Origin of the sequence: Chryseobacterium cheonjiense, from assembly GCF_012927265.1 — a bacterium.
Taxonomy (GTDB): Bacteria; Bacteroidota; Bacteroidia; order Flavobacteriales; family Weeksellaceae; genus Chryseobacterium; species Chryseobacterium cheonjiense.
Map to the genome: position 1 here is coordinate 1,418,072 of NZ_JABBGF010000001.1, position 20,871 is coordinate 1,438,942.

Consider the following 20,871-nt stretch of genomic DNA (forward strand, 5'->3'; position numbering starts at 1 on the left):
TTGAAATAACATTTATTAATGAACCGAAAATTCTCCATAATCGTATTCGCATTTTCGTCACTTACTTTTGCACAGGTAAATCAGAAAGTACAATATTTCCCGCTGAAGGATGTCAGGCTCTCGGAAAGTATTTTCGATAAAGCCATGCAGGCTGACAGGAAATATATGATGTCGATGGAGCCCGACAGGCTGTTGGCTCCTTATCTCAAAGAAGCAGGTTTACAGCAAAAAGCAGAGAATTATCCCAACTGGGAAAATACCGGTTTGGACGGACATATCGGAGGACATTATATTTCTGCCCTGTCATTAATGTATGCTTCAACAGGAGATCAAAAAATCAAACAAAGGCTTGATTATATGATCGATGAGCTTGATCGTTGCCAGAATGCATCCGGAAACGGCTATGTTTCAGGAATACCTTCAGGAAAAAAAATATGGAAAGAAATTTCGGAGGGAAATATTCGCGCTTCAGGTTTTGGATTGAACGACCGTTGGGTCCCTCTTTATAATATTCATAAAATATATGCAGGACTTCGTGATGCCTATTGGTATGCAGGAAGCGAGAAAGCAAAAAATATGTTGGTAAAACTTACCGACTGGATGGCCAATGAAGTTTCCACACTGTCTGATGAGCAGATTCAGGAGATGCTTCGCAGTGAACACGGCGGATTGAATGAAGTTTTTGCCGATGTCTATGAAATTACCGGTGATAAAAAATACCTTCAGCTTGCCCATAGGTTTTCTCATCAGGCAATTCTTAATCCGCTGCTTTTAGGGGAGGATAAACTTACAGGAATTCATGCCAATACCCAGATTCCTAAAGTGATCGGTTACAAGCGTATTGCAGATATGGAGAATAACCAGCAGTGGAACAATGCTGCAGATTTTTTCTGGCACAATGTCACTGAAAAAAGATCTTCCGTTATCGGTGGAAACAGCGTCAGTGAGCATTTTAATCCTGTTAATGATTTCAGCAGCATGATTAAAAGTATTGAAGGTCCCGAAACCTGCAACACCTACAACATGCTGAAACTTACCAAAGAGCTTTTCGCCACTTTGCCCAAGTCATATTATATGGATTATTATGAGCGTGCGCTCTATAATCACATTCTTTCAACAGAAAATCATGATAAAGGAGGTTTTGTGTATTTTACCCCAATGCGTCCGGGACATTACCGGGTATATTCACAGCCGCAGACAAGTTTCTGGTGCTGTGTAGGTTCCGGACTGGAAAATCACGCCAAGTATGGTGAAATGATTTATGCACATTCTGATAATGATCTTTATGTTAATCTTTTCATTCCATCAACACTCAAATGGGCAGAAAAGAAAATTCTGATCAGACAGGAAAATAACTTTCCTGAAACCCCGTCCACCAAATTGATTGTTGATCTGGCCGGAAAAGGAAATTTTAACCTGAAACTAAGATCTCCGCAATGGACAAGTCCTTCTGAAGTAAACATTTCAATTAACGGAAAAAAGCAAAATGTACAGCCGGATGTAAACGGTTATTTTACTTTAAATAAGAAATGGAAAAAAGGAGATGTGATCGAAATGAATCTTCCGATGCATCTTTCTGCAGAGCAATTGCCTGATAAATCAGATTATTATGCTTTTAAATATGGACCTGTTGTTCTTGCCGCTACGTACGGAACCGAAAATCAGCAGGGATTACTGGCCGATGACAGCCGCGGCGGTCATATTGCCCACGGTCCGCAGATTCCGTTGAATGAAATTCCGGTGATTTTAGGAAATGGTAAAGAGGTTATTAATCATGTAAAACAGGTTAATAATCAGGATCTTACATTCACTCTTACAGGTTTGTATCCTAAAGAAAAGTTTGATAAAGGTCTTCAATTGGTTCCTTTTTACAAAATTCAGGAAGAAAGATACATTCTCTATTGGCCTCAGGCTGACCAGGATAAAATTGAATCTATTCAGAAAAAGAAGGCTGAAGAAGATGCCGAAGCAAGCCGACTTGATCTTATAACAACAGATAAAATCCAGCTCGGTGAGCAGCAGCCGGAATCTGATCATTATTTTGAAAGCAAAGATTCCAATACCGGATATATGGAAGACCGCCATTTCCGGGATGCCAAAGGATGGTTCAGCTACCGGATGAAAAATCAGGGTAAGAATGCTGCTTATTTGTACATTTTATATTTTGATGCGAATGCCAACCGGTCTTTAAATGTAGAGATCAACGGCAAAAAAATATCAGCAAAAAAACTGGAAGGAAAAGCCGGAAGCTCGCCTCAATTCATGCTTTTACCAATTCCCGAAACGGAAAAAAATAAAGAAATTCTTAGTGTAAAATTTTATGCAGAAGAGCAGATGCTTACTTCAAAAATAATCGAAGTTCGTTTGCTTACGCAGAACTACCAAAAGTCTGTCAATAAAAATTAAAACATCAACCCATGAAAATATATTGCTCAAAATTATTTCTAATAATAGCCATTTTCAGCGCCTGTTTATTTGATGCTAAAGTAAGGCTTCCTGCACTGGTTTCAGACGGAATGATACTCCAGAGGAACCAGAAGCTTAAAATCTGGGGCTATGCGGATGCCGGAGAAAAGGTAAATATTAGTTTTTTAAATAAAACTTATTCCGCAACTGCAGATAATAGCGGCAACTGGAACATTATGCTTCCTGAACTTAAAGCCGGTGGACCGTTTGTGATGACCATTAACGACATTACGCTTAAAGATATTTTAATCGGAGATGTTTGGGTGGCATCCGGACAATCGAATATGGAACTTCCGATGAGGCGTCTAAAACCGCTGTATGGAGAGGAAATGAAAACAGTAAATAATCAGAATATCAGGTTTTTTACGGTTCCGCAGAAATACAATTTTAAAGCAGCGCAGAATGATCTTGACGGCGGAAAATGGGAAAGCACCAATCTACAGACCATTCAGAATTTTTCGGGTGTAGCTTATTTTTTTGCTAAAAATCTATATGAAAGAAATAAAGTTCCTATAGGGATCATTCACACAAGTTTGGGAGGTTCTCCGGTTCAGGCGTGGATGGATGCGAATTCCCTTAAAAAATATCCTGAATATCTGGAAGAAGCTGAAAAATGGAAAAATGATGATCTGATAAAATCTACAGAATCCAACGAACAGGCTTTAAGCAGAGCCTGGTATACAGAGCTTGATCAGAGCGACATTGGTTTAAACCAGCACTGGGAAAAATTTGATCTTGATGATTCTTCATGGAAAACAATGAGTGTTCCGGGATCGTGGGAAGATCAGGAAGGACCATTTGAAGGTTCGGTATGGTTCAGAAAAGAGATCACACTGTCAAAAAGAGAAGCAGGAAAAGCAGCTTTCCTGAATCTTGGTAGAATAAAAGATGCCGATGTAACTTATATCAACGGGGTGAAAGTAGGAAACGTTACTTATGAATATCCACCGAGATGGTATGATATTCCTGCCGGCGTTTTAAAAGAAGGTAAAAATAGTATTGCTGTAAGAATCACCAACGGAAGCGGAAAAGGACAGTTTATCGCTGACAAACCGTATTATCTTGAAATCGGCGGAAAGAAAATCGATCTTACAGGTTCATGGAAATATAAAATCGGTGCAAAAATGGAGAAAATGGCTCCGGGCCAGACATTCATCCGCTGGAAACCAACCGGGCTTTACAATTCTATGATCAATCCGTTAATTAACTATAAAGTAAAAGGATTTATCTGGTATCAGGGAGAAAGCAATACCGGAAAACCGAAAGAATACGGTGATCTTTTAACCACGATGATCAACGATTGGCGGTTAAAATGGAACGAAAAAGACGCTCCATTCCTGATCGTTCAGCTTGCAAATTTTATGGAAGCAAAAAGTCAGCCGGTGGAAAGCAACTGGGCAGAACTCAGAGATCAGCAGCGTAAAGTTTCGCTCAATGTTCCGCAAACCGGACTTGCCGTAATCATCGATGTTGGAGAATGGAACGATATTCATCCGCTTGACAAAAAAACCGTAGGTGACAGGTTAGCATTGCAGGCATTGAAAATTGCTGATAAAAAAGATATTGTTGCAGACGGACCTGTTTATCAGGCCATGAAAATTGAAGGAAATAAGATCATGATTTCATTTAAAAAAGGAACCGATGATTTTGCTCCCGTTTCGGAATTAAAAGGTTTTGCAATAGCAGGTAAAGACAGAAAATACCAGTGGGCAAAAGCGAAAACAGAAGGTGAAAATATTATTGTCTGGAATGATGAAATTAAAGATCCCGTTTCAGTACGCTATGACTGGGCCGACAATCCTGACGGAAATTTAAAAAACAAATCAGGTCTTCCGGCTTCATCCTTCACCACAGAATAAAATTAAAAAAATCATATAGAATTTATAGTTTGAGAAGCAGGTTTAGAAAATCTATGATCTATCAGTCTATCATCTATAATCATTAATCAATCATCTACAACCATATGAACAATCCATCACAGAAAATATCTGTCATTGAAAAAATAGGCTACAGCCTGGGAGACCTTGCCGCCAATCTTGTTTTTCAGACTTTGGTAACCTATCTCGCCTACTTTTATACGGATATTTACGGACTCAAAGCAGAAGATGCTTCGGTGATCACATTAATTGTAGGATTGATTGCCGGTTTTGGTTTCAACCCGATGGTTGGCGCCTTGGCAGACCGTACCGCGACAAGATGGGGGAAATTCCGTCCGTGGATTCTTTTCACGTCTGTTCCGCTTGGGATTACTGCTTTGTTAGCTTTCAGTACACCGGATTTTTCTTATAAAGGTAAAATGATCTACGCTGCAGCAACGTACTCGTTGTTACTGTTGTTATATGCAGCGAATAACCTGCCGTACGCAGCACTAAGCGGCGTTATCACGGGAGATATGTCAGAACGTAACAGTATTTCTTCTTACCGTTTTGTTGCGGTGATGTTTGCGCAGTTTTTCGTTCAGGTATTTATGTTGCCAATCATTTTATCTGTAGGAAATGGAGATAAAGCAGCCGGTATCGAAACGGTGATGACCTGGCTTGCAATAATTGGCTCTGTAATGTTGTTGATTACCTTTTTCACTACCAAAGAAAGAATCATCCCAAAACCTGAACAGAAATCAACCTTAAAAGAAGATTTAAAAGATGTTTTCCAAAACAGGCCCTGGATTATTATGCTTACTGTTACAGCTTTCATTTTCATAACCCTGGCGATGAAAGGCGGTGCTTATGTGTATTACTTTAACAATTATGTGGATGAAGCTTCACTTAAAAGTTTTATTTCACCGATTACCACATTTTTTAACTCGGTAGGAATGAATTTCTTTGGTGAAGATCCAAAATCTGCCGGTTTCGGATTGTTTAATGCAGGTGGAATTATCATGATGATTGTCGGGATTACTTTTTCCAAAAGGTTTGCCGATAAGTACGGAAAGCGGGATACATTTATCGCATCACTTTTTATTTCCACGCTATTTGTGCTGTTCTTTATTTTTTATCCTCCGAAAGCAGTAGGAGTTATGTTCCTTTCCCAGATTTTGCACGGATTCTTTTATGGCATCAGTACCCCTTTACTTTGGGCTATGATTGCCGATGTAGCCGACTATTCCGAGTGGAAAAACAACAGGAGAGCCACTGCTATTATCTTTTCTGCAATGATGGTGGGCTTAAAAGTAGGATTAAGTATTGGAAGTTCTTTGGTGGCATTAATCATCGGTAAATACGGATATATTTCTGCTGAAGGAGGCGTAAACGCCGTTCAGCCTGAAACCGTCGCAACAGGCGCGAAGATGCTTGTGAGTGTGTTCCCTTCGATACCGTTTTTCATCGCCTGCGGATTACTTTTATTCTATAAAATCAACAAAAAAATGGAAGTTCAGATCGAGAAAGATCTGGCCGAAAGAAGAAAATAATTACGACTATGAAACGATTAATTGTATTGGGCTTAATGACCCTGGCGGTCTCAAATGCAGTTGCCCAGAAAACAGAAAATTCCCTGAAGAAAGCTTTTAAAGATAAATTTTATATCGGTACAGCCATGAGCCTTCCGCAAATCAACGGAACAGATGTGAAATCTGATCAGATTATCACTTCACAGTTCAGTTCTATCGTCGCTGAAAACTGTATGAAGTCGATGTTCCTGCAGCCTCAGGAAGGAAAATTCTTTTTTGATGACGCCGACCGTTTCGTGGCTTTCGGTGAAAAAAACAAAATGTTTATCATCGGTCATACCCTGATCTGGCATTCACAGCTGCCAAAATGGTTTTTTGTGGACAAAGACGGGAAAGATGTTTCTGCTGAAGTGCTTAAACAACGAATGAAAAATCACATTACAACCGTTGTTTCAAGATACAAAGGCCGCGTGAAAGGTTGGGATGTAGTCAATGAAGCCATCATGGAAGACGGAACGTACAGAAAAAGTAAGTTTTATGAAATCCTTGGCGAAGAATTTATCCCTTTGGCATTCCAATACGCTCAGGAAGCTGATCCGAATGCTGAACTGTATTACAATGATTATAACGAATGGTATCCTGAAAAGGTAAAAACGGTCATAAATATCGTTAAAAATCTCAAATCCAGAGGAATCAGGATCGATGGCGTAGGAATGCAGACACACGTCGGCCTGGATACTCCTAAACTGGCGGAATATGAAAAAGCAATAACAGATTATGCAGCAGCAGGTGTAAAAGTAAATGTTACCGAAATGGAAATCAGCGCGCTTCCTTCACCTTGGGGAACATCCGCCAACGTTTCTGATACGGTGGAATACCAGGCAAAAATGAATCCCTACACCAAAGGTCTTCCGGAAAATGTAGTGAAAGAATGGGATAATCGTTATCTTGATTTCTTCCGTCTTTTCATCAAACACGAAGACAAAATCAGAAGAGTAACATTGTGGGGCGTTACCGACAACCAATCATGGAAAAATGATTTCCCGGTAAAAGGCAGAACCGATTACCCTTTACTTTTCGACCGTAATTTTAAAGCAAAACCAGTTGTTGAAAAAATCATTCAATTAACAAAAGAAAAAAAGTAATATTCTATCTGATAGACAATGAATTATTGCTTTCAACAATATAAAAATCAAATCATCAGTCTATCATCTATCAGTTATAATCTATCAATCCATTATCTAAAAGTCTAAACTAAAATGAACAAAGCAAAATACCTTTTCTCGAACGACTACATGGCAGACCCTTCCGTCCATGTTTTTGAGGGTAAAATCTATATCTATCCTTCCCACGACCGCGAAAGCGGAATTGAAGAAAATGACAACGGAGATCATTTCGATATGAATGATTACCATGTGTTTTCTTTAGATGATGTAGAAAACGGAGAAATTACGGATCATGGAGTGGTGCTTTCCGTTAAAGACATTCCGTGGTCGGGGAGACAGCTCTGGGACTGCGATGTTGCTTTTAAAGACGGCAAATATTATATGTACTTTCCATTGAAAGATAAAAATGATATCTTCAGAATCGGTGTTGCGGTGAGTGACAAACCTTACGGACCATTCGTACCTGAAAAACACCCGATGATGGGAAGCTACAGCATCGATCCCTGTATTTTTGAAGAAAACGGAAAACATTATATGTATTTCGGAGGAATCTGGGGTGGGCAACTGCAACGCTACCGAAACAATAAAGCGCTGGAATGCGCTGTAATTCCTGAAAATGATGAGCCTGCAATCCCGTCCAAAGTTGCATTGTTAAGCGACAATATGCTGGAATTTGGTGAAGAACCTAAAGATATTCTTATCCTCGACGAAAAGGGAAATCCGCTTCTTCATGGAGACAAACACCGTTTCTTTGAAGCTTCTTGGATGCACAAATACAATGGTAAATATTATTTTTCGTATTCAACCGGAGATACGCATTTATTGTGTTATGCAACCGGAGATAATCCGTACGGACCGTTCACTTTTCAGGGTGAAATCCTGACACCGGTAGTAGGCTGGACGACCCATCACAGTATTGTTGAATTTAAAGGAAAATGGTACCTGTTTTTTCACGACAGCGTTCCGAGCGGAGGAAGAACATGGCTCAGAAGCATGAAGGTTGTGGAGCTTGAATATGACGAAGACGGTAAAATAAAAACCATCGAAGGATTGGACGAAAATTAAGAGTTTCCAGTTTGTAAGATGACAAACTAAACTTTAAGCTTGTTCGAACTTTATTTAACCACAAAAGCTACAAAAGATTAGAAATTTCTATATTAAACAATTTTTATAAAAGAAGGCTAAACAATAGTTTTTAAAATCTTTGATTTTTGTTCTTTTGAAAGCTTTGATTACCTGATAAAGCTTTTTTAAACTTCTCTTTTGTGACTTTTGTGGTTAATTTAATATTAGTTTGGACAAATTTTTATGAGCGGAACCCGAAGGGTTCAATAAAAATAGCCGTAGGTGAAACCTATGGAATGTAAAAACAGATCATATTCACAAATTAATTTGTGGAATATTAAATTAAATGTTAAAAAAATTGCCATGCAGCATTTCCGAATTTATTTCATCGCATTTCTAATGGTTCCGTTACTGATTTTCGCCGAAGATGGCAGCCAGCTCTGGCTTCGATTCCCGGCAAAAAACGGAATTTCTGCAGATCAGATTATTGCGAAAGGAAACAGCACGACACTGAACATTGCCAGAAAAGAACTGAGCAGTCACTGGCAGGGGCAAACCGTGGAATTGCGAACCGATAAATCCTTAAAAAACCTGAAGGATGGCTACACCATAAAATCAAACCAGAATAAAATTGTAATTTCTGCCGGAAAGGAAATCGGTTTATTGTATGGGGTGTATCATATTTTACGGCTTCAGCAAACCAACGTTTCTACGGTCAATTTGAATATAACGGAAAAGCCTTCGTACGATGTAAGGATTCTTAATCATTGGGATAATCTGGACGGAACGATCGAACGTGGTTATGCGGGACATTCTCTCTGGAAGTGGGAAGATCTTCCGAACACAATTTCGCCAAGATACCAGGAATATGCGAGAGCCAATGCTTCCATTGGAATAAATTCGGTGGTGTTGAATAATGTAAATGCTTCGCCCAATATGCTTCGTGAAGATTATCTCAGGAAAGTAAAAGTCTTGGCCGATATTTTCAGACCTTATGGAATTAAAGTTTATTTATCCGTTAATTTTTCGTCCCCTAAAGTATTAAGAGGAACCGAAAACTCTGATCCGTTGAATAAAAACGTTCAGAAATGGTGGAAAGAAAAAGCTTCTGAAATTTATACATTAATCCCAGATTTCGGCGGATTTTTGGTGAAAGCCAATTCAGAAGGCCAGCCCGGACCTCAGGACTACGGAAGAACGCATGCCGACGGAGCCAATATGATGGCCGATGTTTTAAAACCTTACGGAGGAATTGTAATGTGGAGGGCTTTTGTCTACAGTCCGAGCAAAGACGACCGTGCCAAGCAGGCTTATCTGGAATTCGTTCCCCTTGACGGAAAATTTAGAGATAATGTAATTATCCAGATTAAAAACGGTCCGGTGGATTTTCAGCCGAGAGAAGCTTTCAATCCGCTATTCGGAGCGTTAAGAAAAACTCCTGAAATGGTGGAATTTCAGATTACCCAGGAATATCTGGGACAGGCCAATCATCTGGTTTATCTGGCGCCTTTATTTAAAGAAACTCTGGAAAGCAATACCTATTCTAATGGCAAAGGCTCAACCATTGCTAAAATTACGGACGGAACATTACGCCCGGCAAAGATGACTGCCATTTCTGCCGTTGCCAATATCGGGGAAGATACCAACTGGACAGGCCATCATTTTGCACAGGCCAACTGGTATGCATTTGGACGCCTTGCGTGGAATCATGAGCTTACATCAGATCAGATTGCCGACGAATGGATTAAAATGACCTTTACGGATAATGAAAAGTTCGTTAACCCGGTGAAAGAAATGATGCTCACTTCAAGAGAAACTGCTGTTGATTATATGATGCCTCTGGGACTTCATCATATTTTCGCAGGAGGGCATCATTACGGTCCGGAACCTTGGGGAGATTACAAAGGCGGAAGACCCGACTGGTCGCCGGTGTATTATCATCAGGCCGATAAAAACGGAGTAGGATTCGACAGAACCAAGACAGGCAGCAATGCAGTTTCACAATATTTTCCGCCGCTTAATGAAATGTACGGAAATATTGAAACCTGTCCGGAAAATCTTATCCTTTGGTCTCATCATGTACCGTGGCAATATAAAATGAAAGATGGGAAAACTTTGTGGGAAGAACTTTGTTACAAATATGATTCAGGAGTTCATAAGGTAAGAGATTACCAGAAGCTCTGGGATCAGATGGAGCCTTATATTGACCGTCAAAGGTTTGATGAAGTGCAGTCGAAGCTGAAGATTCAGTCTAAAGATGCTGTCTGGTGGAAGGATGCCTGTTTATTGTATTTTCAGACATTTTCAAAGATGCCTATTCCATACGACATTGAAAGACCGGTGCATGAACTTGAAGAAGTAAAAAAAATCAAACTGAATATGGGTCACCATAATTAAAAAAAATGAGGCAACTCTTTCTCCGTGATTGAAAAGAAGAGTTGCCTCAAAAAAAACTGTACGTGAAATTTTATCCGGTATTAATCGGAATAACTATATAATAATTAGTATATGGAATTTATGAGTATATGAACTTAAAAGTTCCTTATTTTAATGAAATGATCTTATTAAAAACATTTCCGTTTTCATCCTCTACTCTGATGACATAATTCTGTGAGGTATTACGGTCAAGATCAAAAGTAACATTTACTTCTCCGTTATCAGACTGCTTGGTGGCAGTATAATAGTTGTTGTCTGCAAAATCCGTTACAGAAATGGCAACAGGTTTTTTCACTTCAGACATGTGAAGTTTTACAAAATTACCTGAAATGGTGTATTCCGGTTTATTGATAACACTTACCGGCGTTTTATCAACCTCCATTACATTATCTTTGTTAATACTGATTCTGTATTTTTCAACCTTTCCTTCTGATTCTGCTACCAGGTAATACGTACCTGTTGAAAGCTCTTTAAGGTCATAAGATTTTGAAATTACATTTACGGCATTCAGTTTTTCTGAAAATATCTCGCCGTCAATATCGTTGTACACAAACAGTGAAACATTTTTAGCATTTGATATTTCAAAGTTTATTGTTTTTGCATTTACCGTTCCTAGAGAAATAGAAAAGTCTCTGTCTTTACTCATCAAGCTTGCTGAGATTAATAAGAATCCTGCAAGAAAAGTAGATTTTAAAAATGTATTCATAATGACAAGTTTTTTGTTATCAATAATTTATACTGCAAAGCTACAGCAGATCTTCTTTCAATTCTACAATACAATTTTCACATATATGTACAATATTAACCTAATTAGTATATTAATTAAATATTAATTGTTAATTTTACATATAATTAATCGGGCATCATATGAAACACGCCAATCCTGCATTTGAAGCTATAAAACCGAATATCGGCAGCAGCTTTACCAGTCTGAAGTTTCAGCGTAATGAAAATATAAAATCCCACGTCTGGCATTATCATCCGGAAGTGGAGCTTATATTTGTCTGTAAAGGTTCCGGGAAGAGGCAGATCGGAAGTAATATTTCTTATTTTTCGGATGGAGATCTCGTATTGATCGGGAGCAATCTTCCGCATTGTGGCCTTACCAACGAAAATACAAACAATGATTACGAAATGGTGATCCAGTTCAAGCCCGATTTTTTAGGAGAAAATATTTGGGATACTCCCGAAATGCATAGAATCTCTGCGTTACTTGAAAAATCGAAAGCCGGAATTGTTTTTAACGAAAACATCAAAAAAACAGTCGGTAAAAAGATTGCTGACATGCACGAAATGTCATCCCTCAATAAGCTGCTCAACTTCCTGGAAATACTGGATGAGCTTGCCACAACACAGGATTACAGGATACTGAATGCCGGAAAATATTATCTGCAGACCCAGGTGGAAGACAATGAGAGGATTAACCATATATTCAATTATGTGAAAGACCATTTTAAAGAACAGATCACGCTGGAAGAAATTGCAGATCTTGCCAATATGAAAGTCCCGTCTTTCTGCCGCTATTTCAAAAAAATTACTAATAAAACATTTACCCAGTTTGTCAATGAATACCGGATTACCCATTCTTTGAAGCTGCTTGCAGAACAGCCTTTAAGCATTACAGAAGTATGCTTTGAATCAGGGTTTAATAACTTCAGCTATTTTAACAAAACTTTTAAAGAATATATTAAGAAAAGTCCGTCACAATACAGAAAAGAATTTAATTATTTTATGGAATAATGAAACATAATAAAATATAATGTTAAATATCATATTTAAATAAGTTTAATTGAAAATATACGTGTAAATTTAACACTTTTAAAGTTTAAACCAGCGGTATTTCGATGACGGAACTATTACTTACTGATACCAGAGAGGCATTTCGTACAGCCTTTCGCTCAGAGCCTCAACATATTTTCCTTGCTCCCGGAAGAATAAATATTATCGGGGAACATGTAGATTACAGCGATGGTTTTGTGCTGCCTGCAGCCATTGATAAATATATCTGTTTTGCAGTGGAAAAATTGGAAGATTCAAATATCTGTACCTTTTTTGCTAAAGATTTTAATGATCGTTTCAGTTTTAACGTTCATGAAAAGCAATTACCTGTTTCACAAACCTGGGCCAATTATCTGCTTGGTGTTTTCAATGCAATACAGGAAGAAGGGAAAACAATAGGAGGATTGAATATTGCTTTCAGCAGTACGATTCCTATGGGTTCCGGATTATCTTCATCAGCCGCGCTGGAATGTGGTTTTGCCTTTATCCTTAATCAAATTTTTGATCTCGGTTTCTCAAAAAAAGAGCTGGCAGTAATCGGTCAGAAGGCTGAACATACTTTTGTAGGCGTAAAATGTGGAATCATGGACCAGTTTGCATCCGTTTTCGGAAAAGACGGAAAGGTGATGATGCTCGACTGCCACTCGCTGGATCATCAGTATTTCAACGCGGATCTTAAAGGCTACAGCCTGGTTTTATTTGACAGCTGTGTCAAGCATACGCATCTCACCTCCGGTTACAACGACAGGCGGAAAGATGTAGACACCGGAAAAAAAGCATTATGGAAAAAATTTCCGCATATTGTAAAATTCCGGGATTTTAATGTGGAAATGCTTGATGAAGTACGTGATGAAATAGGGGAAATCCCATACAAAAGATGTCTTTACCTGCTGGAAGAAATCAGAAGGGTAGAGCAGGCCGCTTTGGCGCTTTCTGAAAATAACGCCGAACGTCTGGGAAAACTGCTTACTGAAACCCATTCTGGACTTTCGGGAAAATTTGAAGTAAGCTGTGATGAACTCGATTTTCTTGTGGCAGAGACCTTACAGGAAAAAGGCGTTCTCGGAGCGAGAATCATGGGCGGAGGATTTGGCGGCTGCAGCATTAATCTTATTGAAGATGATCAGGTAGAAAATGTAATCCATACAATCCGCGAAAAATATGAAGCTGAATTTAATATTCAGATGAAAGTGTACCAGGTTAAAATTTCCGAAGGAATAAAAGAATATACGACCAATGAGTTTAGCATTTGACAGTAAAAAACACCCCCACAGAAGATATAACCCACTTCTGGACGAATGGGTTCTGGTTTCTCCGCAGCGTGCCAACAGGCCGTGGCAGGGACAAACGGAAAAAACAGCACCGGAAGAACTTCCCGCTTATGATTCCGGGTGTTACTTGTGTCCGGGGAATCTCAGAGCAAATGGCGAAATAAATCCGGATTACAAAGGAGTTTACTTATTCGACAATGATTTCGGATCTTTGCTCAGCGATAAAGTGAATTTTCCTGAGAACAATTCAGATTTTTTTTCCATGAAACCCGAAAGAGGAATTAACAGGGTAATTTGTTTTTCTGACAATCACAGCCTTACCCTGCCGGAAATGGAAAAGCACGATATTAAAAAAGTAGTCGATGTTTGGCAGCAACAGTATGAAGCGCTTGGAGCTGAAGATTTTATCAGTCACGTCCAGATATTCGAAAATAAAGGGCAGGTAATGGGATGCAGTAATCCACATCCTCACGGGCAGATCTGGGCACAGTCGTCCATTCCCTCTGCAGTAGCCAGGACTCAGGAAAATATGAAAGCATATTTTGAAAAAAACGGGACATCGCTTTTGGAAGACTACCTCGAAAAAGAACTGAATACCGGAGAAAGAATCGTTCTGGAAAACGAAAGTTTTGCAGCTCTTGTTCCTTTCTGGGCCGTCTGGCCTTATGAAACCATGATTATCAGTAAAAGAAAACTCACTAATATCTTGTCTTTTTCGGAAGATGAAAAGTATTTATTCGCCGAAATCATCAAAGATCTCACTACCAAATACGATAATCTTTTTGAGATATCATTTCCTTACTCAGCGGGGATTCATCAGTCTCCAACCGATGGACTGGAACATCCCGAGTGGCATTTCCATATGCATTTCTATCCGCCGCTTCTTCGAAGTGCCGAGGTTAAAAAGTTTATGGTCGGCTACGAAATGCTTGCGGAAGCACAAAGAGATATAACACCGGAACAAAGTGCTGAAATCCTGAAGAATCTTTCTACGGTTCATTATAAAAGTAAAAATTAAACCTTTTTATTCGTCAACATCAAGAATAATATTTCTAAACAACATTGATACAATTAAATTAGGAATAAGAGAAATTGTAATATTAATAGGAATGGGCTTTAGCCCATTTACCTTTTTTGTGATAAGAAATATGGCTTTAGCCGAAATTTAATTTTACATTCAAAAGTAAGAAGCTTTAATTTTAACATTAAAAATTAAAAGATTTTAAACAAAAAATAAGAGGACCCTAAAAGAGTTCTCTTATTTCTAATACTATTAAAAGTAAGTATTAATTTAATTCTTCAAGATTTTCGAATCTTGCATAAGAAGATTTCAGATGATGAAGGTGATCGGAAACTACCTGCGAACTTTCAGGACAAAGGTCTCCGCTTTCTAAAGCATCCTCATAAGCATTAATGGCTGCTTTCTCTCCGAATACAACATTTTCAAGGGTAGATTCGTCCTTATTTCCTGTAAATGAATTTTTAATATCAATCCAAGCTCTGTGCACAGCCCCTGCCGTACTTGTTGAATTATCTGCCTCACCGCCTTTTTCATTAATCAATCTGATAAGATCTGCTTTCATAGTCTGAGATTGTGATACCATCTGATCATAATCATTTTTCAAAGCAGAGTGCGTCTCCCATACTTTGTCTTCCACTTTAGAAAATCCTTCAATTCTGTCGTTCGTGATGTTCAGTAAATCGTTAAGTACTGATACAGTGTTTTCGTTGTTCATATTAAAATTTTTAATTGGTGTCCTTTGTAGGTTACAATAAACATGCCTTAATCAGGCACTTTTTAAAAATTTAAGTAAAAATTATGTTTGGCATAAAAAATGTTAATAGTATATTATTATACTAAATAAATAAATTTTAGTATATTTATATTTTAAATTCAATATCATGAATTATAGATTGACTAAAGAATTGCTTGACCTCTTAGAACTGTTTGAAAAAGAAAACAGTAACCAAGATTATACAGGCGATATCAAAGGCTTCATGGAATGGATTTGTAACACATCAAATCTTTCCAAAATAAAAATAGAAGAGCCGTACTGGGAGGGGAAAGAGAACGGAAGATCTCCGGAAAGTGCGATCAGTACTTTGCTTGTCCATCTGAATAGATATGCCAGGAACTATTCGAAATCTGCCATTTCAGATTCGGATTTCGTTACACAGGAAGATTTTATTTACCTTATTAATCTTAAAGTTTTCGGGCAGATGACAAAAATGGAGCTTATCAAAAGAAATATTCATGATAAACCTGTCGGAATGCTGATCATCACCAGACTGTTGAAGCAAGGCTGGATTGAACAGGCAGATTCGGATATCGACAAAAGAAATAAATTGATAAGCATCTCTGATAAAGGCAGGGAAGCATTGGAAGGGCAAATGACAAAGATTAGGCAGGCGACAGATATTGTCTCCGGAAATCTTACCTACAACGAAAAGATGGAACTTATCAGAATTCTTAATAAATTAGATCGTTTTCATTATCCTATTTTCTCAAAAAATATTGAAAGTAAGGATCTTATCAAAAGAGTATACGAAGAATATTCATTTAAAAACTAACTATGAAAAAGAAAATTGCGGTAATAGGATCAGGATTTTCAGGGCTTTCGGCTGCTGCGTACGCATCAAAAGAAGGGCATGAAGTTCACCTGTTTGAAAAAAACGGTGAGATCGGCGGCAGGGCAAGACATTTCAAAACCGAAAACGGCTATACCTTCGATATGGGACCAAGCTGGTACTGGATGCCCGACATCATAGAATCTTTCTTTAATAATTTTGGTAAAAAAGCCACAGATTTCTATACCCTGGTTCCTTTAGATCCGCAATTTGAAATGGTTTTTTCAGACGGCACCATGAATATTCCGCATAACTATGAAGAAATGAAAGAGCTTTTTGAAAAAACAGAACCCGGAGCCGGAAAAAAGCTCGACGAATTCATGAAGGATGCGCAATACAAATATGAAGTCGGGATGCAGGATTTTGTGAATAAGCCCTGCCATTCTTGGTTTGAATTCGTTTCTCCAAAAATAGCCAAAAGCGCAATGAAGCTGGATCTTCTTACCAATTTTCAGCGTTTTGTAAGAAAATATTTCAATAATCCTAAACTGATTGTTTTAATGGAGTTCCCTGTTATTTTTCTGGGAGCTGCGCCAAAGGATATTCCTGCGTTGTACAGTTTAATGAACTACGGAGGATATAAGTTAGGGACATGGTATCCGATGGGCGGCTTTTCAAAAATTATCGATGCAATGAAAGATATTGCAGAAGAGCAGGGAACCCGTTTTTATGTGAATGCAGATGTTCAAAAGATCAACGTAGACCAGAAAAAGGCCTCTTCATTGACGGTCAATCAGAAACAGATCGATTTTGATGTTATCATAGCATCATCAGATTATCATCACACCGAAACAAAACTTTTATCCGAAGAGTTTAGAAATTATGATGAAAAATACTGGGAGAAACGCGTTTTTGCGCCTTCGTGCCTGATCTATTATTTGGGATTTAAAGAAAAAATTCCTAACCTTAAACATCATACCTTATTTTTCGAAAATGACCTGGATCTTCATACCCAGGAAATATATACCGACAAAAAATGGCCTACCAAACCTTTATTCTATGCGTGCTGTCCTTCAAAAACAGATCCGTCTGTTGCGCCTGAAAATTGCGAGAATGTTTTTCTCCTGATGCCTGTAGCACCCGGAATTGAGGATTCCGAAGAAATAAGAGAACGGTATTTTATGGAGATGATTCTCAGACTCGAAAAGCACACCGGGGCAAGCGATCTTCTGCTAAAAATTGACTATAAAAAAAGTTATTGTATCAAAGATTTCAAAGAAGATTATAATGCGTATCAGGGAAATGCCTACGGTCTTGCCAATACTTTATCCCAGACCGCAGTGCTGAAACCATCGCTCAGAAACAAAAAAGTAAAAAATTTATTCTATACGGGGCAGCTTACCGTACCGGGACCGGGGGTACCACCATCCATCATCTCAGGAAAAATAGCTGCAACAGAAGCCACAAAAAATTGATTGCTATGAAAAAATTATTTGACGAACTTTCTTACAAAGTCAGTAAAGAGACAACCAAACAATACAGTACCAGTTTTTCAATGGGAATTCTTGCTTTGTCTTCCGCTATCAGAAATCCCATTTATGCCATTTACGGATACGTACGCCTGGCTGATGAAATCGTAGACAGCTTTCATGATTATGATAAGGAGAAACTGCTGCGTAAATTTAAAGAAGAAACATTTCAGGCGTTAGAGGACCGCATTTCGTTAAATCCTATCCAGCAGTCATTTCAGGAAACGGTACATAAGTATCATATTGACGAAAAACTCATTCACCAGTTTCTGAAAAGTATGGAAATGGATCTTCAGAAACTTGATTATAATTCCGACCTTTACAAAGAATATATATTGGGCTCTGCAGAAGTAGTAGGACTGATGTGTCTCCAGATTTTTGTAAATGGTGATAAAGAGCAGTATGAAAAGCTTAAACCGTATGCAATGATACTGGGCTCGGCCTTTCAGAAGGTAAACTTTTTGAGAGATATGAAGGATGATTACTATACGCTGGGAAGAGTTTATTTTCCCGGGCTGGATATGACCCGTTTCGACAATAATGTAAAGGCTTCCATTGAAAAAGAGATTGAGGAAGAATTCAGACAGGCGTTAATAGGTATTAAAATGCTTCCGACATCTTCAAGGTTTGGTGTTTATCTGGCCTACCGGTACTATAGATCATTATTCAGAAAGATCAAAAGAAAATCGGCCCAGAATATCATGAACGGAAGAATAAGGATTTCCAATGGAGCTAAGATTTCTCTCATGATGAGCTGTTATGTTCAATATAAAACTTCTTTATTCTAAGATTATTAAATATTATTAAAAATGAATTTTCTCATTGTAGTAGCAACTTTTTTCGTGATGGAGGGCATTACCTGGCTCACGCACAAATATATTATGCACGGCTTTTTATGGGCGCTGCATAAAGACCATCATGACCATAGCAACGATGGACACATGGAGAAGAACGACTATTTTTTTGTAATCTTCGCGGTTCCGACTATTATTTTGATGTATTACGGAACAGTTCAGAATTTTAACCACTGGTTTTACATCGCAATAGGAATTGCCCTTTACGGGATGGCTTATTTTTTTGTACACGATATTTTTATCCATCAGAGAATAAAATTTTTACGGGATACACAAAACCCATATCTTCTTGCAATCAGAAGAGCGCATAAACAACATCATAAGCATATCGGAAAGGAAAAAGGAGAATGTTTCGGGTTCCTTTGGGTGCCCGTTAAATATTTTAAAATGTATTTCAGCAAAAATAAATAATGGAGCAATACACTTATCTACTTATAAATTTTTTCACGGTAATCATCTGTTTTATTTTTTCTTTTCATCATAAGATTAAATTCAACAGGCACTTCGGTGCATTTATCGCAGCTTCTTTAATTGTGGGAACTGTATTCGTGATCTGGGATGCGTGGTTTACAAAAATAGGGGTGTGGTGGTTTAATGATCGATATCTTTTAGGAATACGTGTTGCCGGACTTCCGCTTGAAGAGCTGCTTTTCTTTATTTGCATTCCTTTTGCCTGTCTTTTTACTTATTTCTGTTTAGATAAATTTTTTAAGCTCGACTGGAAGCCGCTTCCGGAGAAAATTTTTGTTATCGTAAGTATTGTTATTGCTTTGTGTATTGCATTTTGGTTCAGAGACAGAGTTTATACTTTTATGACCTTCCTTTCCACAGCGTGTAGCCTTTTTATTCTGAAATTTTTATTGAAAGTAAGATGGATCGGCAAAGTTTCCTTTGTTTACCTTCTTCTGATGCCCGGTTTTCTGATGGTCAACGGAATTCTTACCGGCACCGGTTTGGAATCTCCCATCGTCAACTATAATCCTGAAGAATTTATGGGTATCCGAATGTTAACCATTCCTGTTGAAGATACCGTCTATGGTTATGAACTTATTTTATGGAATATTTTTCTTTTTCAAATGTTTAAAAAATCTGAAGACACATCTATGGTTGAAGTTGAGGCATAATCTTCGATTTTCAGATTTATAACAGATATATCATATTAGTTTTACTTAAAGCATTTCCGAAGTGGAGATGCTTTTTTTATTGATAATAATAAATGCCTAATTGGTATCATAAAAATCATATAACAATTCAAAATGAATAATAAAATTACGAAATATCATAAATAAATTTTTAAAATAAATAATTTAAAATATTGTTAATCAGAATTTTAATTGTTTAGGTTGTTTTTTGGCAATACTCAGAGAAATAATCTAATACTTTAAAATATTTAACAATGAAAAAAACTAAGCCTATAATTGCCGCGATCATGTTATCCGCAATTTTATTTGTTTCCTGCAGTAAAGAAAACAAATCTGAAAACGAATCTCAAAACACTACAACAACTGTTAAAGCAAGAGCAGAATACATTGAAGTAGAACCTAACGTAAGACTTCACGTAACCGATCTTGGGGAAGGAAAACCTGTTGTTTTAATTCACGGTTATCCGGTGAGTGACGCTTCATGGGAATACCAATATCTTCCACTAATCAAAGCAGGATACCGGGTGATCGGAATTACTTTGAGAGGATTCGGACAATCCGATAAACCGTACGGAAAATACAATTACGACCAGTTTGCTGCTGATATCAAAGCTGTTTTAGACAAATTGGATATTAAAGATGCAACACTAGGTGGGCATTCTATGGGCGGTGCAATTGCTTTGCATTACGTAGCAAAATACAACAGTGCCCATGTCAGTAAATTAGCGTTATTCGCCGCTGCAGCACCTGTTCATACCAAAAAACGGGATTATCCTTATCCGTTATTTACCAAAGAAGAAATCACCAAATGGGTAGATCTTGTCAGCGTAGACAGACCCGGATTGCTGAACACCATTGGTGAAAGATTCGTTTTATCTCCAACTTCTGTTTCACCGGGCTATCGGTGCATGGTTAGGCGGAATCGAGATGCAGTCATCGGCATATGCCATGGAACAGGCATTAATTGCTTTACGGGATGAAGATTTAAGAGGTGACCTGCCGAAAATTAAAATTCCAACCCTTATCATGCAGGCAAAACAGGACCGGATTGTCGCATATGCTTTAGCAGAGCAAATGAACAAAGCCATCAAAGGATCTACCTTAATTCCTTTTGAAAACAGCGGACACGCATTATTCCTGGAAGAAAAGGATAAATTCAACGCAGAACTTCTTAAGTTTTTAAAACAATAATTAGCCCCGATTGCCT

Annotated in this window: 18 protein-coding genes; 16 read left to right on the forward strand and 2 right to left on the reverse strand. The window is 38.0% G+C overall.

The annotated features are described in order from the left end of the window. The first annotated feature begins 18 nt into the window (after positions 1 to 18). The 6 genes from HHL20_RS06385 (at position 19) to HHL20_RS06410 (ending at position 10,482) form a co-directional block, all read left to right on the forward strand. Positions 19 to 2,406 (forward strand): glycoside hydrolase family 127 protein, encoded by a 2,388-nt coding sequence (locus HHL20_RS06385; RefSeq protein ID WP_169230327.1) that lies wholly within the window; start codon positions 19 to 21, stop codon positions 2,404 to 2,406. Positions 2,407 to 2,417: 11 nt separating this feature from the next. Next, positions 2,418 to 4,325: a sialate O-acetylesterase gene (locus HHL20_RS06390; protein WP_169230328.1), complete on the forward strand. Its 1,908-nt coding sequence runs from the start codon at positions 2,418 to 2,420 to the stop codon at positions 4,323 to 4,325. 104 nt (positions 4,326 to 4,429) lie between these two features. Then, positions 4,430 to 5,875, forward strand: a complete 1,446-nt coding sequence (locus HHL20_RS06395) for an MFS transporter (RefSeq protein WP_169230329.1) — start codon at positions 4,430 to 4,432, stop codon at positions 5,873 to 5,875. 8 nt (positions 5,876 to 5,883) lie between these two features. Then, complete coding sequence (locus HHL20_RS06400; RefSeq protein ID WP_169230330.1) at positions 5,884 to 6,999, forward strand: endo-1,4-beta-xylanase; 1,116 nt, start codon at positions 5,884 to 5,886, stop codon at positions 6,997 to 6,999. Positions 7,000 to 7,113: 114 nt separating this feature from the next. After that, positions 7,114 to 8,085 (forward strand): glycoside hydrolase family 43 protein, encoded by a 972-nt coding sequence (locus HHL20_RS06405; protein ID WP_169230331.1) that lies wholly within the window; start codon positions 7,114 to 7,116, stop codon positions 8,083 to 8,085. Between the two features lie 363 nt (positions 8,086 to 8,448). Beyond that, positions 8,449 to 10,482 carry an alpha-glucuronidase gene (locus HHL20_RS06410; protein WP_169230332.1) on the forward strand — a complete coding sequence of 678 codons (2,034 nt, stop codon included), beginning with the start codon at positions 8,449 to 8,451 and terminating at the stop codon, positions 10,480 to 10,482. Positions 10,483 to 10,627: 145 nt separating this feature from the next. Here HHL20_RS06410 and HHL20_RS06415 read toward each other — a convergent pair whose 3' ends face one another. Next, positions 10,628 to 11,227 (reverse strand): hypothetical protein, encoded by a 600-nt coding sequence (locus HHL20_RS06415; RefSeq protein ID WP_169230333.1) that lies wholly within the window; start codon positions 11,225 to 11,227, stop codon positions 10,628 to 10,630. A 161-nt stretch (positions 11,228 to 11,388) separates the two neighbouring features. Between HHL20_RS06415 and HHL20_RS06420 the strand changes: the two genes are divergently transcribed. The 3 genes from HHL20_RS06420 to HHL20_RS06430 all read left to right on the forward strand — a co-directional run bounded on the left by HHL20_RS06420 (position 11,389) and on the right by HHL20_RS06430 (position 14,589). Beyond that, positions 11,389 to 12,261 (forward strand): AraC family transcriptional regulator, encoded by an 873-nt coding sequence (locus HHL20_RS06420; protein WP_169230334.1) that lies wholly within the window; start codon positions 11,389 to 11,391, stop codon positions 12,259 to 12,261. Positions 12,262 to 12,365: 104 nt separating this feature from the next. Further along, a complete protein-coding gene (galK, locus tag HHL20_RS06425; RefSeq protein ID WP_169230335.1) occupies positions 12,366 to 13,553 on the forward strand; it encodes a galactokinase in 1,188 nt (395 codons plus the stop codon). Continuing rightward, the gene (locus HHL20_RS06430; RefSeq protein WP_169230336.1) at positions 13,537 to 14,589 is read left to right on the forward strand and encodes a UDP-glucose--hexose-1-phosphate uridylyltransferase; all 1,053 of its coding nucleotides are present in this window, start codon (positions 13,537 to 13,539) and stop codon (positions 14,587 to 14,589) included. Before galK ends, HHL20_RS06430 begins: the two co-directional genes overlap by 17 nt. A gap of 268 nt (positions 14,590 to 14,857) precedes the next feature. Here the strand turns inward: HHL20_RS06430 and HHL20_RS06435 are convergent, their stop codons facing one another. Beyond that, complete coding sequence (locus tag HHL20_RS06435) at positions 14,858 to 15,307, reverse strand: PA2169 family four-helix-bundle protein (RefSeq protein WP_169230337.1); 450 nt, start codon at positions 15,305 to 15,307, stop codon at positions 14,858 to 14,860. Between the two features lie 166 nt (positions 15,308 to 15,473). Here HHL20_RS06435 and HHL20_RS06440 point away from each other — a divergent pair, with 166 nt between their 5' ends. The 7 genes from HHL20_RS06440 to HHL20_RS19520 all read left to right on the forward strand — a co-directional run bounded on the left by HHL20_RS06440 (position 15,474) and on the right by HHL20_RS19520 (position 20,855). After that, the gene (locus HHL20_RS06440; RefSeq protein WP_169230338.1) at positions 15,474 to 16,142 is read left to right on the forward strand and encodes a MarR family winged helix-turn-helix transcriptional regulator; all 669 of its coding nucleotides are present in this window, start codon (positions 15,474 to 15,476) and stop codon (positions 16,140 to 16,142) included. Positions 16,143 to 16,144: 2 nt separating this feature from the next. After that, positions 16,145 to 17,614, forward strand: coding sequence for a phytoene desaturase family protein (locus HHL20_RS06445; RefSeq protein ID WP_169230339.1), 1,470 nt, complete (start codon positions 16,145 to 16,147; stop codon positions 17,612 to 17,614). A gap of 5 nt (positions 17,615 to 17,619) precedes the next feature. Then, positions 17,620 to 18,456: a phytoene/squalene synthase family protein gene (locus tag HHL20_RS06450; RefSeq protein ID WP_169230340.1), complete on the forward strand. Its 837-nt coding sequence runs from the start codon at positions 17,620 to 17,622 to the stop codon at positions 18,454 to 18,456. 21 nt (positions 18,457 to 18,477) lie between these two features. Beyond that, complete coding sequence (locus tag HHL20_RS06455) at positions 18,478 to 18,933, forward strand: sterol desaturase family protein (RefSeq protein ID WP_169230341.1); 456 nt, start codon at positions 18,478 to 18,480, stop codon at positions 18,931 to 18,933. Further along, positions 18,933 to 19,646 carry a lycopene cyclase domain-containing protein gene (locus HHL20_RS06460; protein ID WP_169230342.1) on the forward strand — a complete coding sequence of 238 codons (714 nt, stop codon included), beginning with the start codon at positions 18,933 to 18,935 and terminating at the stop codon, positions 19,644 to 19,646. Before HHL20_RS06455 ends, HHL20_RS06460 begins: the two co-directional genes overlap by 1 nt. A 272-nt stretch (positions 19,647 to 19,918) precedes the next feature. Then, positions 19,919 to 20,644, forward strand: coding sequence for an alpha/beta fold hydrolase (locus HHL20_RS06465; protein ID WP_228463113.1), 726 nt, complete (start codon positions 19,919 to 19,921; stop codon positions 20,642 to 20,644). Beyond that, complete coding sequence (locus HHL20_RS19520; protein ID WP_228463114.1) at positions 20,613 to 20,855, forward strand: alpha/beta fold hydrolase; 243 nt, start codon at positions 20,613 to 20,615, stop codon at positions 20,853 to 20,855. Before HHL20_RS06465 ends, HHL20_RS19520 begins: the two co-directional genes overlap by 32 nt. Positions 20,856 to 20,871: the final 16 nt, after the last annotated feature.